Annotated in this window: 12 protein-coding genes; 4 read left to right on the forward strand and 8 right to left on the reverse strand. The window is 64.3% G+C overall.

Annotated features, from left to right (window positions below):
• The 5 genes from hflD to Q0894_RS00025 form a co-directional block, all read right to left on the reverse strand.
• The coding region (gene hflD, locus Q0894_RS00005; RefSeq protein ID WP_299230353.1) for a high frequency lysogenization protein HflD at positions 1–571 on the reverse strand (571 nt) is incomplete at its 3' end.
• Entirely contained in the window at positions 568–1698 is a 1131-nt protein-coding gene (mnmA, locus tag Q0894_RS00010) for a tRNA 2-thiouridine(34) synthase MnmA (RefSeq protein ID WP_299230355.1), read from the reverse strand. The genes hflD and mnmA, both read right to left, overlap by 4 nt.
• 94 nt (positions 1699–1792) lie before the next feature.
• A complete protein-coding gene (locus tag Q0894_RS00015; protein WP_299230357.1) occupies positions 1793–2242 on the reverse strand; it encodes an NUDIX domain-containing protein in 450 nt (149 codons plus the stop codon).
• Complete coding sequence (locus tag Q0894_RS00020) at positions 2239–2895, reverse strand: pseudouridine synthase (RefSeq protein ID WP_299230359.1); 657 nt, start codon at positions 2893–2895, stop codon at positions 2239–2241. Before Q0894_RS00020 ends, Q0894_RS00015 begins: the two co-directional genes overlap by 4 nt.
• Before the next feature lie 181 nt (positions 2896–3076).
• Entirely contained in the window at positions 3077–5314 is a 2238-nt protein-coding gene (locus Q0894_RS00025; RefSeq protein ID WP_299230361.1) for an NADP-dependent isocitrate dehydrogenase, read from the reverse strand.
• A gap of 237 nt (positions 5315–5551) precedes the next feature.
• Between Q0894_RS00025 and icd the strand changes: the two genes are divergently transcribed.
• The 3 genes from icd to clpA all read left to right on the forward strand — a co-directional run bounded on the left by icd (position 5552) and on the right by clpA (position 9750).
• Complete coding sequence (gene icd / locus Q0894_RS00030; protein ID WP_299230363.1) at positions 5552–6808, forward strand: NADP-dependent isocitrate dehydrogenase; 1257 nt, start codon at positions 5552–5554, stop codon at positions 6806–6808.
• Positions 6809–7008: 200 nt separating this feature from the next.
• Positions 7009–7332: an ATP-dependent Clp protease adapter ClpS gene (gene clpS / locus Q0894_RS00035; protein ID WP_132044937.1), complete on the forward strand. Its 324-nt coding sequence runs from the start codon at positions 7009–7011 to the stop codon at positions 7330–7332.
• Positions 7333–7476: 144 nt separating this feature from the next.
• Positions 7477–9750 carry an ATP-dependent Clp protease ATP-binding subunit ClpA gene (gene clpA / locus Q0894_RS00040; protein WP_299230368.1) on the forward strand — a complete coding sequence of 758 codons (2274 nt, stop codon included), beginning with the start codon at positions 7477–7479 and terminating at the stop codon, positions 9748–9750.
• 115 nt (positions 9751–9865) lie between these two features.
• Here clpA and infA read toward each other — a convergent pair whose 3' ends face one another.
• The 3 genes from infA to aat all read right to left on the reverse strand — a co-directional run bounded on the left by infA (position 9866) and on the right by aat (position 11712).
• Positions 9866–10084, reverse strand: coding sequence for a translation initiation factor IF-1 (gene infA, locus Q0894_RS00045; protein ID WP_027961652.1), 219 nt, complete (start codon positions 10082–10084; stop codon positions 9866–9868).
• A 121-nt stretch (positions 10085–10205) separates the two neighbouring features.
• A complete protein-coding gene (locus Q0894_RS00050) occupies positions 10206–10943 on the reverse strand; it encodes an arginyltransferase (protein ID WP_299230370.1) in 738 nt (245 codons plus the stop codon).
• A gap of 25 nt (positions 10944–10968) precedes the next feature.
• A complete protein-coding gene (aat, locus tag Q0894_RS00055) occupies positions 10969–11712 on the reverse strand; it encodes a leucyl/phenylalanyl-tRNA--protein transferase (protein WP_299230372.1) in 744 nt (247 codons plus the stop codon).
• Between the two features lie 164 nt (positions 11713–11876).
• Here aat and Q0894_RS00060 point away from each other — a divergent pair, with 164 nt between their 5' ends.
• On the forward strand, positions 11877–15293 hold the full coding sequence (locus Q0894_RS00060) for a DNA translocase FtsK 4TM domain-containing protein (protein ID WP_299230374.1): 3417 nt from the start codon (positions 11877–11879) through the stop codon (positions 15291–15293).
• The last annotated feature ends 26 nt before the right edge of the window (positions 15294–15319 follow it).

Below are 15319 nucleotides of genomic sequence, written 5' to 3' on the forward strand. Positions count from 1 at the left end.
GCTGGTGCCACAGCAGGGCGAAGCGGATGCCGGCCAGCAGGCAGGCGCGCACCCGCTCCGGCATCATGCGACTCTGCAGCAGCGAGGGGTCGCCCTGGACAACGATACGGGTCTTGAAGGTGGAGAGTGTCTCCTGGTAGGCCTCGCCGAGGCTGGCGATGACGTTCTCGTGGGTGTCGCCGAAGTGCTCGGCCTGGCCCTGGATACGGGTCAGCTTCTCGCCGAGGGCATCCATCATCGCCGTGTTCTGACGCAGCTTGTTCATCAGCAGCAGCAGTGTGAAGCCATAGCGCAGCACCACCGGGTTGGCCTGCTTGCGCCCGACCACCCCTTCGAGCGCCTCGAGGCCACGACGCAGGTTGTTGGGGTGGCCACCGTAGATCGCTTCAAAGCTGTCGGGATTGGTGTCCAGGGTGGCGCGGATCAGGGTGTCCCAGGCGCGGGGGTCGACCTGACCGGTGCGTGCCAGCTCGTCGACCTGGCTGGCCGCCTGGAAGACCCCGGCCAGGGCCAGGGCCTGACGTGTCGTCGGGTCATTCGGGACACGGTGGATCGGGGTGGAGGCGCTCATGAGGCCACCTCCGCAGCGTTCCAGGCGTCACGAATGACACCACCACCGAGGCAGATCTCGCCATCGTAGAGGACCAGCGACTGCCCCGGCGTCACCGCGCGCTGTGGATCATCGAACGCTACCACCACGCTGCCATCCTCCTGGCTCTGGAAGGTGCAGGGCACATCGGCCTGACGATAGCGGGTCTTGGCGGTAAGCCGGCCCTTGGTTGCCGGTGCCACGCCTGCTACCCACTCCATGGGCTCGGTGGCCAGGGTGTCGGTGTAGAGCAGCCGATGATGCTTGCCCTGAACGGCTATCAGCACGTTTCGCTCGAGGTCCTTGGCCGCCACGTACCAGGGCGCGTCGGGGTGATTGGCCAGTCCGCCGATGCCAAGCCCCTGGCGCTGACCGAGGGTGTAGTACATCAGGCCCATATGCTCGCCGATCACATCGCCCTCCGGGGTTTCGATTACCCCAGGCTGCGCCGGCAGGTACTGCTGGAGGAAGTCGCGAAAGCGGCGCTCGCCGATAAAGCAGATGCCGGTCGAGTCCTTCTTGCGTGCCGTGATCAGATCGTGGCGCTCGGCGATGGCGCGCACCTCGGGCTTCTCCAGCTCACCCACCGGGAACAGGGTGCGGGAGATGGCGGCCTCGGGCACGGCGTGCAGGAAGTAGCTCTGATCCTTGTTGGGATCGAGCCCCTTGAGCAGCCGCGGGCGGTCGTCGCCGTCAAGGTGACCGCGAACCTGCCCTTCACGCACATAGTGGCCGGTGGCGATCTTCTCGGCGCCGAGCATCTCGGCGTACTCCAGGAACACCTTGAACTTGATCTCGCGGTTGCAGAGGATGTCCGGATTCGGTGTCCGCCCGGCCTGGTACTCGGCCAGGAAGTGCTCGAAGACGTTGTCCCAGTACTCGGCGGCGAAGTTGGCGGTGTGCAGGGGGATGCCGAGTTTCTGGCACACGGCCTCGGCGTCCGCCAGGTCCTCCTTGGCGGTGCAGTATTCGGTACCGTCGTCCTCGTCCCAGTTCTTCATGAACAGGCCTTCGACCTGGTAGCCCTGCTCGAGCAGCAGCAGAGCCGAGACGGAGGAGTCGACGCCGCCGGACATGCCGACGATCACCTTGCCTGGGGTGGCGGTCATGGGCGCCCTCGAAATCGGTGAGACATAAATGGGGCGAGATTATACCTGAATCGAGCGGGAAGCTCGAAGAGAGGCACTCCGCGCGTAGCGTGGGTCAGCGCTCGTGAATCACATCCATCGGATAGAACTTGCCGGCCAGGGCGTCACGGATGCGGCGCAGTACCAGGGGGCTTCTGAGGCGTCCCTCGCGCTCCAGCGCCTCGATCTGCTTCAGGGTCAGCCAGTGTACGGCGAGGATGGCGGGGTCGGGTTCATGTCCCATGTATGCCAGTGCCATGCCCAGGAAGGCATGGCTGTGAAAGGTTAGGCCATCCGGGGTCTCGAGGATATACATGCCCAGGTAGTCGCTGATGCCGACCCGCCAGGCGGTCTCTTCCTCCACCTCGCGCAGGGCGGCATCGCGAATCCGTTCACCGTGTTCCAGGTGGCCGGCGGGCTGGTTGAACAGCGTCTGAGGCCCGCCGCGATCTTCCTCCACCATCAGGAAGGCGCCAGCGCGTTCCACCACGCAGGCCACGGTCACATAGGGGTGCCAGCGGCTCATCGTCTGCCTCCTCGCTTGTCGCCGGGACGCCGCCCGGTAGGTCCACCACGTGGGTCGCGGCTTCGCCCATGGCGGTGTCGTTTTGTCGTTGTGGCTGGGGCGTGCAGCGTCTCGCGGCGCCACTCTCCCGGCGCCAGGCCATCGAGTCGCCAGGGGCCGATGGCTACCCGCACCAGGCGCAGGGTCGGGTGGCCGACATGGGCCGTCATCCGGCGCACCTGCCGGTTACGCCCCTCGTGGATGGTCAGTTCCAGCCAGGTCGTGACGGGGTGGCGCCTGGGGTCCAGCGGTGGATCGCGTTCGGCGAGTCCGCTCTCTGCCAGGCGACGAACCTTGGCGGGCAGGGTCATGCCGTCGCCGAGCTCGACGCCCTGGCGTAGTGCCTGCAGGGCCTTGTCACCGGGGTCACCCTCTACCTGCACGCGGTAGACCTTGGCCTGCTTGTGGCGTGGATGGCTGATGCGGTGGATCAGCTCCCCATCGTCGCTGAGCAGCAGCAATCCCTCTGAATCGTGGTCGAGACGGCCGGCGGGATAGATTCCGGGCACGTTGATCACGTCGGCGAGGGTGGCGCGTCGCTCTCCCGATGGTGGAGCACGGTCGGTGAACTGGGAGAGCATGCGGTATGGTTTATGGAGCAGGTACAAGTTCATGGCAGCCCCTCTGCTTTTAAGTGCCAAGTGCCGAGTGCCTGATGCCGGAAGTGGCCGGTGTCATAACGCGACGGCTCCCCTCCGCCGGAGGGCGGAAGGGAGCCGAAGCGTCATCCGCCCCATCCCTGTCGGTTCGTACCGATAGATGGAATAGGGCGGCGAGTCACCGTGTGACGGTAGCTCAGCCCTTGGCGACCATCGCCAGGGCCTCGTTCAGCGTCTTGCTGGGACGCATGACGGAGCGCGCCAGGTCGGCATCGGGATGGTAGTAGCCCTTGATATCGACCGGCTGACCCTGCACGCCGTTGAGCTCCTCGAGGATGGTCTCCTCGTTGGCCTTGAGGGTCTCGGCCAGGCGCCCGAAGCGCTCCTTGAGGCCGGCGTCCTGGTCCTGGGCGGCCAGGGCCTCGGCCCAGTACAGCGCCAGGTAGAAGTGGCTGCCGCGGTTGTCCAGCTCGCCCACCTTGCGTGAAGGTGACTTGTTGCTCTCGAGGAACTCGCCGGTAGCCTTGTCCAGCGCATCGGCCAGCAGGGTCGCGCGCTCGTTGCCGAACTGCTTGGCGAGGTGCTCCAAGGAGGCACACAGGGCAAGGAACTCGCCGAGGCTGTCCCAGCGCAGGTGGTTCTCCTCGAGGAGCTGCTGCACATGCTTCGGTGCGGAGCCGCCGGCGCCGGTCTCGAACAGGCCGCCACCCTCCATCAGAGGAACGATGGAGAGCATCTTGGCACTGGTGCCGAGCTCGAGGATCGGGAACAGGTCGGTCAGGTAGTCACGCAGGATGTTGCCAGTCACCGAGATGGTGTCGAGGCCACGCACCACACGCTCCAGGGTGTAGCGCATGGCGCGGACCTGGGACATGATTTGGATGTCCAGGCCCTCGGTGTCGTGCTCCGCGAGGTAGGTCTTGACCTTCTTGATCAGCTCGTTCTCGTGGGGACGATAGGGGTCGAGCCAGAAGACCGCCGGCATGCCCGAGTCGCGGCAGCGGTTTACGGCGAGCTTGACCCAGTCGCGGATCGGCGCATCCTTGACCTGGCACATGCGCCAGATATCACCCTCCTCGACATTCTGGGAGAGCAGCACTTCACCGGTCTTCAGGTCGGTGATGTTGGCGACACCCGCCGCCGGGACCTCGAAGGTCTTGTCGTGGGAGCCATACTCCTCCGCCTTCTGGGCCATCAGGCCGACGTTGGGCACGGTGCCCATGGTGGCCGGGTCAAAGGCGCCATGCCACTTGCAGAAGTTGATCATCTCCTGATAGATCCGGGCGAAGGTGGACTCCGGCATGACCGCCTTGACGTCCTTGAGGCGGCCGTCGGCGCCGTACATCTTGCCGCCGGCACGGATCATGGCGGGCATCGAGGCATCAACGATCACGTCACTGGGTGAGTGGAAGTTGGTGATGCCGCGTGCCGAATCGACCATCGCAAGCTCGGGGCGCTCGTCGTGACAGGCGTGAAGGTCGCGGATGATCTCGTCGCGCTGGGCCTCGGGCAGGGTCTCGATCCTGTCGTAGAGGTTGGCCATGCCGTTGTTGACGTCGACGCCAAGCTCGTCAAACAGCTCGCCATGCTTCTCGAAGGCATCCTTGTAGAACATTCTCACGCAGTGACCGAACACGATGGGGTGCGAGACCTTCATCATCGTCGCCTTGACGTGCAGTGAGAACATCACGCCGGTCTTGCGTGCGTCCTCGATCTCCCGCTCGTAGAACGCGAGCAGCGCCTTCTTGCTCATGAACATGCTGTCGATGACTTCACCCTCGAGCAGCGAGACGTGGGGCTTGAGCACGATGGTCTCGCCGCTCTCGGTGATCAGCTCCATCTTCACGTCACGCGCACGGTCCAGTGTCATCGACTTCTCGCCATCGTAGAAGTCGCCTCCATGCATGTGTGAGACGTGGCTGCGCGAGGCCTGGCTCCACTCACCCATATGATGGGGGTACTTGCGGGCATACTCCTTGACCGCCTTGGGGGCACGACGGTCCGAGTTGCCCTCGCGCAGCACCGGGTTGACGGCACTGCCCATGACCCTGGCATAGCGCGCCTGGATCTCTTTCTCTTCTTCTGTGCTGGGCTCGTCCGGGTAGTCCGGGAGGGAATAGCCCTGGCCCTGCAACTCTTTGATGGTGGCCCGAAGCTGCGGCATGGAGGCACTGATGTTGGGCAGCTTGATGATATTGGCTTCAGGGGTCTTGGCCAGGGCACCCAGTTCGGCCAGGTGATCCTCTACACGCTGATCCTCCGCCAGGTAGTCGGGGAACTGGGAGAGGACGCGGGCGGCCAGGGAGATGTCGCGGGTTTCCACTTCGATGCCGGCGGCGTCCGTGTAGGCGTCGATGATCGGCAGCAGCGAGTGGGTCGCCAGCGCAGGCGCCTCGTCGGTGAACGTGTAGATAATCTTGGGCGTTTGGGACATGGGCGTAGATCTCTCTGGTCACTGCGTTGGCGGGAAATGGGGGCATGCATTACAGGGCGCCCTCCAGTGAGGCCGGTACTCTATCATGATTGTCGACAAGTGTCCCGGCAGGCCTCCAGGCCTTGCTCGGTCAGGGGGCGGGAAGGGGCTGTGTTGACCGCACGGGTCCTGTACGCCACTCGGTAGGCTCGATGCTATACTGCGCTCTCCACTGAACCGACCAAGCGGGGAGTTCTCATGGAGTTTCAGAAGATTGTCACGCCTGACGGTGGCCAGAAGATCACCGCCAATGCCGACAACAGCCTGAATGTACCGAACGAGCCGATCATCCCGTTTATCGAGGGTGATGGCATCGGTGCCGACGTCACTCCGGCAATGATGATCGCCATCGATGCCGCCGTGCAGAAGGCCTACAACGGTGAGCGCAAGATTCACTGGATGGAGGTCTATGCCGGCGAGAAGGCCACCCGCGTCTATGATGCCGATACCTGGCTGCCGGAAGAGACGCTGGAAGCCGTCAAGGAGTATATCGTCTCCATCAAGGGGCCGCTGACGACTCCAGTGGGGGGCGGTATCCGTTCGTTGAACGTGGCACTGCGCCAGAAGCTCGACCTCTATGTCTGTCAGCGACCGGTTCGCTGGTTCGAAGGGGTGCCGAGCCCGGTGAAGCGGCCGGGCGATGTCGATATGGTCATCTTCCGCGAGAACTCCGAGGACATCTACGCCGGCATCGAGTGGAAGGCCGGGTCGCCCGAGGCCGACAAGGTGATCAGGTTCCTGCGTGATGAGATGGGAGTCACCAATATCCGTTTCCCGGAGGAGTGCGGCATCGGGGTCAAGCCGGTCTCTGTCGAAGGCACCAAGCGTCTGGTGCGTCAGGCCCTGCAGTACACCATCGATAATGATCGCGAGTCGCTGACGCTGGTGCACAAGGGCAATATCATGAAGTTCACAGAGGGCTCCTTCAAGGACTGGGGGTATGAGCTGGCCAGGGAGGAGTTCGGCGCCGAGCCGCTCGACGGTGGCCCCTGGATGACCATGAAGAACCCGAAGACCGGCAGGGATATCGTCATCAAGGACGTGATCGCCGATGCCATGCTGCAGCAGATCCTGCTGCGCCCTGCCGATTACGATGTGATTGCGACCCTTAACCTCAACGGCGATTACCTCTCCGACGCCCTGGCGGCGGAGGTGGGCGGTATCGGCATCGCGCCGGGCGCCAATATCTCCGACACCACCGCCATGTTCGAGGCGACCCACGGCACCGCACCGAAGTATGCCGGCCTGGACAAGGTCAATCCCGGTTCGCTGATCCTCTCCGCGGAGATGATGCTGCGGCATATGGGCTGGGTCGAGGCCGCCGACCTGGTGCTCAAGGGCATGGAGAATGCGATCGCCAGGGGTGAGGTGACCTATGACTTCCATCGTCTGATGGATGATGCCAAGCTTCTCAAGTGCTCCGAGTTCGGTCAGGCGGTCGCCGATAACATGTAAGGCGACCCTGCAAGGCTGGCCCCCGTCCGCCGCCTGGTGGGCGGGGGCTTTGCGTTGTGCCTGATGGTTCGAGGAGGTCGATGAACCCCGCCGGCGCGGCGACGTCCAATCGTCAGGACGTTCCGTCAGGTCCGGCACAGTCGAGACGAATGATGCCCCCTATGTTTGCGCAGATGTTGGCAGTAGGAGTGCACGGCGGCATGACACGGCCGCCGGGTACCGACGAGGGTGGCGATCTGGCGGTGCAGACCGCCGATCCGCAACTGGCGACGCCACCGATGTACAAGGTGGTGTTGCACAACGATGACTTCACCCCCATGGAGTTCGTGGTGGAGGTACTGCAGTCTTTCTTTCATCTGGATAGTGAGACCGCGGTGCAGGTGATGCTGACGGTCCATACTCAGGGCAAGGCCACCTGCGGCATCTTTACACGCGATATTGCCGAAACCAAAAGTCATCAAGTCAATCAATATGCTAGAGAGTGTCAGCATCCGCTGCTGTCGGATATAGAAGCGGCGGACTGACCACCCCGGACATGGTTGCGACGGGTGTGACATCGCCTGCCGTTGGTAAGCAAGCTTGCAACGGTGGCGATTGTGCCCGATGTTGATGATGCCGGACCGACAAAGATCCGACGCAATGCCCTGGGCGGCAAGAAGGGGACTGCCATGCTGAGCAAAGAACTTGAACTGACCCTGAACACGGCCTTCACCGTGGCGCGCTCGAAGCGCCACGAGTTCATGACCGTGGAGCACCTGCTGCTGGCGCTGCTCGACAACGCCTCGGCGGCTGATGTGCTGCGCGCCTGCGGGGCCAATCTCGACAAGCTGCGGTCCGACCTGCAGGACTTTATCAACTCCACAACGCCACTGATTCCCGAGGATCACGCCGATCGTGAGACCCAGCCGACACTGGGCTTCCAGCGCGTGCTGCAGCGGGCGGTTTTCCACGTGCAATCCTCCGGCAAGAGTGAGGTGACCGGTGCCAACGTGCTGGTGGCGATCTTCTCCGAGCAGGAGAGCCAGGCGGTCTACTTCCTCAAGCAGCAGAATGTGGCGCGTGTCGACGCCGTCAATTATATCGCTCATGGCATCTCGAAGGTGTCCGGCCATGACCAGGCCCCGTCATCTTCGTCGCCGGAGTCAGAGGAGGCCGAGGAGGGCGGCGAGGCCGCTTCCAATCCATTGACCGGCTATGCCACCAACCTCAATGAGCAGGCCCGGATGGGCAAGATCGATCCGCTGATCGGTCGCGAGCATGAGCTGGAGAGGGTGGTCCAGATCCTTGCCAGGCGTCGCAAGAACAACCCGCTGCTGGTAGGTGAGGCGGGGGTGGGCAAGACCGCCATCGCCGAGGGGTTGGCCAAGCGAATCGTCGAGGAGGACGTGCCCGAGGTGATCGGTGACGCCGTGGTCTACTCCCTGGACATGGGAGCACTGCTGGCCGGCACCAAGTATCGCGGCGATTTTGAGAAGCGCCTCAAGGCGCTGCTTGCCGAGCTGCGCAAACAGCCCAATGCCATTCTCTTCATCGACGAGATTCACACCGTGATCGGTGCCGGGGCCGCCTCGGGCGGGGTGATGGATGCCTCCAACCTGCTCAAGCCGATGCTCTCTTCCGGTGAGCTGCGTTGCATCGGCTCCACCACCTTTCAGGAGTACCGTGGCATCTTCGAGAAGGATCGTGCCCTGGCCCGCCGTTTCCAGAAGGTGGATGTGCCAGCGCCGTCGGTGGAAGACACCATCCGTATCCTCAAGGGGCTGCGCTCGCGCTTCGAGGAGCATCACCAGCTCAAGTATACCGATGGTGCCCTGGAGAGTGCGGCGCGTCTGGCGGATCGCTATATCAATGACCGCCATCTGCCCGACAAGGCCATCGACGTGATCGACGAGGCGGGGGCTCACCAGCGGCTTCTTCCGCCGGAAATGAGCGTCGATACCATCGATACCGACCAGGTCGAGGCGGTGGTGGCCTCCATTGCGCGGATTCCGCCGAAGAGTGTCTCCAGTTCCGATCGCAAGCTGCTGGCCAATATCGATCGCGACCTGAAGATGCTGGTATTCGGCCAGGACGAGGCGATCGACAGCCTCGCCGCGGCGATCAAGCTGTCGCGGGCGGGCCTCAAGTCGCCCGACAAGCCGGTAGGCAGCTTCCTGTTCGCCGGACCCACCGGCGTGGGCAAGACCGAGGTCGCTCGCCAGCTCTCGCATATCATGGGGATCGAGCTGGTGCGCTTCGACATGTCGGAGTACATGGAGCGCCACACCGTGTCACGTCTGATCGGTGCCCCGCCGGGATATGTCGGCTACGACCAGGGGGGCTTGCTGACCGAGGCGATCACCAAGCAGCCCCACTGTGTGCTGCTGCTCGATGAGATCGAGAAGGCGCATCCCGAGGTCTTCAACCTTCTGCTGCAGGTGATGGACCATGGACGTCTGACCGACAACAACGGCCGCGAGGCGGATTTCCGTCATGTGATCCTGATCATGACCTCAAACGCCGGGGTCGAGCAGGCTACCCGGCGCTCCATCGGCTTCCAGACCCAGGATCACTCGACCGACGCCATGGAGGTAATCCGCAAGACCTTCTCCCCGGAGTTCCGCAACCGCCTGGATGGCATCATCCAGTTCCACGCCCTGCCCACCTCGGTGGTGCGTAGTGTGGTCGACAAGTTCCTGGTGGAGCTTCAGGCCCAGCTGGACGAGAAGCGTGTCCAGCTCGATGTGGACGAGGAGGCACGAGTGTGGCTGGCGGAGCGGGGCTACGACCCGGATATGGGGGCTCGCCCCATGGCGCGCCTGATCCAGGAGAAGCTCAAGAAGCCACTGGCGGAGATGATCCTGTTTGGTGAGCTATCCGAGCACGGTGGGCTGGTCCACGTCAGCGTGGAGCAGGGGGAGTTGCACCTCGATACCGAGTCGGAAATGGCCGACGCGCCATAGGCAGGGTGGACAGGCGGGCATCAGCCCGCCGTTCATCCACAACGCAGCGCCCTGTCGAGAGACGGGGCGTTGTCATGTCGGCGGCAGGGGAGGTCGAGTCGCTCGACCGCCGGTATCAGCGGGAGCGGTAGACGATGCGACCCTTGGTCAGGTCATAGGGAGTCAGCTCGACCTTGACCTTGTCGCCGGTGAGGATGCGGATATAGTTCTTGCGCATCTTGCCGGAGATATGAGCGGTTACCACATGCCCGTTCTCGAGTTCGACGCGGAAGGTGGTGTTGGGAAGGGTATCGACGATCACGCCTTCCATCTCGATATGGTCTTCACGTGCCATATAGGCGATTCCTCGCTGTTGGTGGATCATGTCCCATGGCCCCGAAGGGGGCCATGGGAAAAGAATAGCGCGATATTGTGCCGCATGCCGGCCAGCAAGGCAAAGAATGGGTCGATAACCCTCAGCTGGGGATCAGCCGCTGCCAGCGGCGCCCCTCCAGGCGCTCCAGCGGCTGGAAGGTTTGTTTGTAGGCCATCTTGCGGCACTCGCGGATCCAGTAACCCAGGTAGAGGTGGGGGAGTTCACGCCGTCGGGCCAGCTCGACAAGGCACAGGACCGCATAGGTCCCCAGGGATCGCCGCTCCAGCTCGGGGGCGGGATCGAAGAAGGTATAGATCGCCGAGAGGCCATGCTCGAGCTGGTCGAAGGCCGCTACCGCTATCAGCCGTCCCTCCAGGCGGAACTCAAGCAGTCTGGCATAGGGCTGGTCGAGGGTCAGGAAGGTGCGATACTGCTCGTGGCTCGGTGGAAACATGTCGCCATCGGCATGACGCGTGCGGATATAGTCGGCATAGAGGGCATAGTGCTCGGGATCGTAGATGGCCGGTCGCAGGTGAAGGCTCACGTCATCATTGCGCCGCATCAGCCGCCGCTGGGTTCGGTTGGGCGAGAACTCCTCCACCGGAATGCGTACCGAGATACAGGCGCTGCAGCCCTCGCAATGGGGGCGATAGAGGTGGCGCCCACTGCGCCGGAAACCGAGCAGTGCCAGGGCGTCGTATACGCCCTGGCCGGGGGACTCCTGTGGGTCCAGGAACAGGGTGGTTGCCTCGCGCCCCTCCAGATAGCTGCAGGCATGGGGCACGGTAAGGAAGAAACGCAGGTCCCGGGTCGGTTGTTGAGGGGTGTTGCTGCTCACGGCGGCTCTCCCTGGCGCTGGGCGGTCAGTCGGAATCGCTGGCAGGCCCGGCGAATGGGGCGAAGGACCAGCAGGCGGGCACCCAGTGATCGGGCGAGGTAACATCGCTGCCGGGGATGCCCAGCCACTCTTCAAGATAGCCGATGAATGTTGCCCGAGCGATCTCACGGGCACCCAGTCTGGCCAGGTGGGGGGTGTGCATCTGGCAGTCGATGAGTCGGCCGCCGCCCGCGGACATCGCGTTGGCCAACTTCACCAGGGCGACCTTGGAGGCGTCGGCCGTTCGCGAGAACATCGACTCGCCGAAGAAAACCGGTCCCAGAGCGACACCATAGAGTCCTCCGACCAGGCTGTCACCGTGCCACACCTCCACCGAATGAGCCGCGCCGATGGCGTGCAGGCGGGCATAGGCGGCACGCATCTCGTCGTCGATCCAGGTGCCCGGCAGCCCATCTCGAGGGGCTGCACAGGCCTCGATCACATCGTCGAAGGCGCGGTTGGCGGTCACCGTGAAGCCGGCATTGCGTACACGCTTGGCCAGGCTGCGAGATATCCGGATCTCGTCAGGAAACAGCACCATGCGCGGGTCCGGGCTCCACCAGAGGATAGGCTGATCGTCGCTATACCAGGGAAAGATACCGTGTCGATAGGCGCACAGCAGCCACTCAGGAGCGAGGCTACCCCCGGCTGCCAGCAGACCGTCGGGATCGTTCAGCGCTTCACTCACGGGAGGAAAGTGGACGGGCCAGGGGGGCAACCAGGGCAGCATGGGGTCGGCATCCTTGTGATCGAGTGGGCAGTGTGCCGCTCACGCCGGCACCGCTCAAGCCGGGACCTCTTGAGCTAAGCCCACTGTGATGCGGCGCCTTCGCTCGGTATGATTGGTGCCACGCATTCGCACGGCGCCAGGCGTGGCGCAAGGGGGATGATTCGTTGAGTGTCGAGAAGCAGACCGCGTCGCGGGTAGACCGCGCGACCAATGCCAGAGAATCGGCGAAGCGCTTCGGGGTGAAGCTTCAAGGAGTGGCGCGTGAGGGCGTGGTGATCGTGTTGCTGGCGGTCTGCGTGTTCCTGCTGCTGGCCCTGTTCAGCTATGAGGGAAGTGATCCCGGCTGGTCACGCAGCGGGCCCGAGGAGGGCGTCGTGAACTGGATGGGACCGGTGGGGGCCTGGTTATCCGACGTGCTCTACTCCCTGTTCGGCGTCAGCGCCCTGTGGTGGCCCGGCATGCTCGGTCTCGCCGCCTGGCGCCTGTTGCGCTCCCGGCAGGCACGACTCATCTGGGATGCCACCGCGCTGGCAGTTCGTGGTGGTGGGTTGATCCTGCTGCTGCTGGGAACGACCACTCTGGGCGCCCTGCATTTCTATCGCCCGGAAGGTCCCTTGCCCTACTCCACGGGAGGGATCCTCGGCGAAGGGCTGGTGGGAGCGTTGCTGCCCATGGTTGGTGTTGGGGGTAGCGGCCTGATGGCTCTGGTGGCGCTGCTCTGCGGCTTTCCACTGTTCACTGGGCTCTCCTGGTTCAGTGTGATGGATGAGCTGGGGCGTGGGACCCTGCGCCTGTGGGCCTGGCTGGCAGAGTGGTTTGCCTTTACCCGCCAGGGCTCCTCTTCGCCAGGCAAGCCCGAGAAGGAGGTCGCGGCGAAGGACACAGCCGCTTCGGCATCCGGTGCCAGTCCGGAGATGGCGGATGGCAACGGCGGGCGAACGCGCTGGTGGCGCCGCTTGCTGCCGCTGGCGCGTGGTGGTCGAGCCGGCCCGACAGTCGCTGCCACCTCGCGTCGTGAGCCCGGCTTGGGCGATGATGGCAGCACCGACATTCCCTGGGAGGTGCCCGAGCGTACACCATCGGCCAAGCAGCCCGGCGCCGCCTATACGTCACAGATCGCCACGCCCGCGAGGTCACGCGCATCCGTGACCCCTGCATCCGAGGCCACTTCGCCGGAGCCCTCCTCATCAGTGCCCTCCTCATCAGTGCCCTCTTCATCAGGGCCCCTGGAATCCCGGCCCTCTTCTCCTGAACCCCATTCGTTCACCGCTCCCGAGGCGGCGAGTGTGGCGAAAACACAAGCCAGCATTGAGCCGAAAGGTGTGCCGGAGAGTGTTCCCGAGCCCATGTTGCCCGAGGACGGGGAGCCGGCAAGGGCCTGGCAGGGACCGGCCCTGAGAGCCAGTCGCACCGATGACACGATGCCTGGCGAGTCAGCCCCGGCAATCGAAGAGTCGACAGGAGCGAGTCCCGAAAGCCATGACCCGAAGGGCCATGATCAGGACGTCCATGGCACAGACAACAGTCGACCGGCGGGTGCGGCGAGTGATAGGGCGGAGGGTGACAGCTCGACGAGTCATAGGCCGGCAAACATCGGCCCGACAAATACTGGCCCGGCAAACACTAGCCCGGCAAGCGAGCCAGCGACGGCCGGCGGGGGCACGCCACACCGGCCCGCGCCGGACGGCGATCAGCGGCGCGAGCCGGTGCTGAGCGGTGGTCATTTCGATGGCGACGGCACGGATGATGAGCCGAGACTGACCTGGGACGAGCCGGCAGTAGCCGAAGAGTCCGGAGAGCGCGAGGACGCCTGGGCTCCAGTGGCGAGTGACGGTGCCGCTGTTTCGCAGATGACCGAGATGTCGGCTGTGCCCCGGGATGCAGCTGGCCCGCGCCAGGCAGCACAGCCCCCCCAATCAGAGCCAGAGCCGGCGAGCGGCGGTGGTGAGCACGAAGCGCCACGGGTAGCCACCGCGGAGCAGGCCAGGGATGCCGCCGAGGAGGGGGGCATGCGGCTGTGGACCGTGGAGCACCTGCAGAGCCAGCGCCCGGTGCTGGATGACCTTCCCGAGCCCGATGGTGATCTGCCCAGCCTGCGCCTGTTGACCCCCCCGGAGCCCCAGAAGCAGAACTATACCGTCCAGCAGCTGGAGGAAATGGCCGAACTCCTCGAGGTGAGGCTTCGCGAGTACGGGGTCAAGGCCGAGGTGGTGGAAACCTGGCCGGGGCCGGTAATCACGCGCTTCGAGATCAAGCCGGCCGCCGGGGTAAAGGTTTCCAAGATCAGCAATCTGGCCAAGGACCTGGCACGCTCGCTGATGGTCAAGAGCGTGCGCGTGGTGGAGGTGATCCCCGGGCGGCCCACCGTCGGCATCGAGATCCCCAATCCCAATCGAGCGATGATTCGCCTTCGCGAGGTGATCGACTCCGATCGTTACCAGCAGGCCGACTCGGCGTTGACCCTGGCCCTGGGGCAGGATATCGGCGGCGGCCCGGTGGTGGCCAACCTGGGCAAGATGCCCCACCTGCTGGTAGCCGGTACCACCGGCTCGGGCAAGTCGGTGGGCGTCAACGCGATGTTGATCTCCATGCTCCTCAAAGCGACGCCCGAGGAGCTGCGTCTGATCATGGTCGACCCCAAGATGCTCGAGCTCTCGGTCTATGATGGCATTCCCCATCTGCTCGCCCCGGTGGTCACCGACATGAAGGAGGCCGCCAACGCCCTGCGTTGGTGCGTGGCCGAGATGGAGCGACGCTACAAGCTGATGGCCTCCATGGGGGTGCGCAATATCGCCGGCTTTAATGCCAAGCTCGACGAGGCGGAGAGGGCCGGTGCCCAGGTGGCGGACCCACTGTGGGAGCCTCAGCCCTGGGAGATGCACGAGAGCCCACCGGTACTCGAGAAACTGCCCTATATCGTGGTGGTGATCGACGAATTTGCCGACATGTTCATGATTGTCGGCAAGAAGGTCGAGGAGCTGATCGCACGGCTGGCCCAGAAGGCGCGCGCCGCAGGTATTCACCTGATACTCGCCACCCAGCGCCCCTCGGTGGACGTGGTCACCGGCCTGATCAAGGCCAACGTGCCGACGCGCATGGCCTTCCAGGTCTCCTCGCGGGTCGATTCGCGCACCATCCTCGACCAGGGGGGCGCCGAGAACCTGCTGGGCCACGGCGATATGCTCTATCTGCCGGCGGGCTCGGGCATGCCGTCTCGTGTCCACGGCGCCTTTGTCGATGACGATGAGGTCCACCGGGTGGTGGAGGACTGGAAGCGTCGCGGCGAGCCCGTGTATATCGAAGAGATCCTCTCCGGTGGCGTCTCCGCCGACGCCCTGGCCGGACTCGAGTCCGAAGGCGGCGACGGTGACGACGCCGAGCAGGATGCGCTCTATGACGAGGCGGTGGCCTTCGTAACCGATTCACGACGCGCCTCCATCTCGGCGGTGCAGCGTCGCTTCAAGATCGGCTATAACCGTGCCGCTCGACTGGTGGAGGCGATGGAGATGGCCGGTGTGGTCTCCACCATGGGGACCAATGGTGCCCGAGAGGTGCTGGCGCCGCCGGCGGCGGGTGATTAATCAGTGTCTGCATATGGCGACACTGG

It is taken from the genome of uncultured Halomonas sp. (genome assembly GCF_947501415.1).
GTDB lineage: Bacteria > Pseudomonadota > Gammaproteobacteria > Pseudomonadales > Halomonadaceae > Halomonas.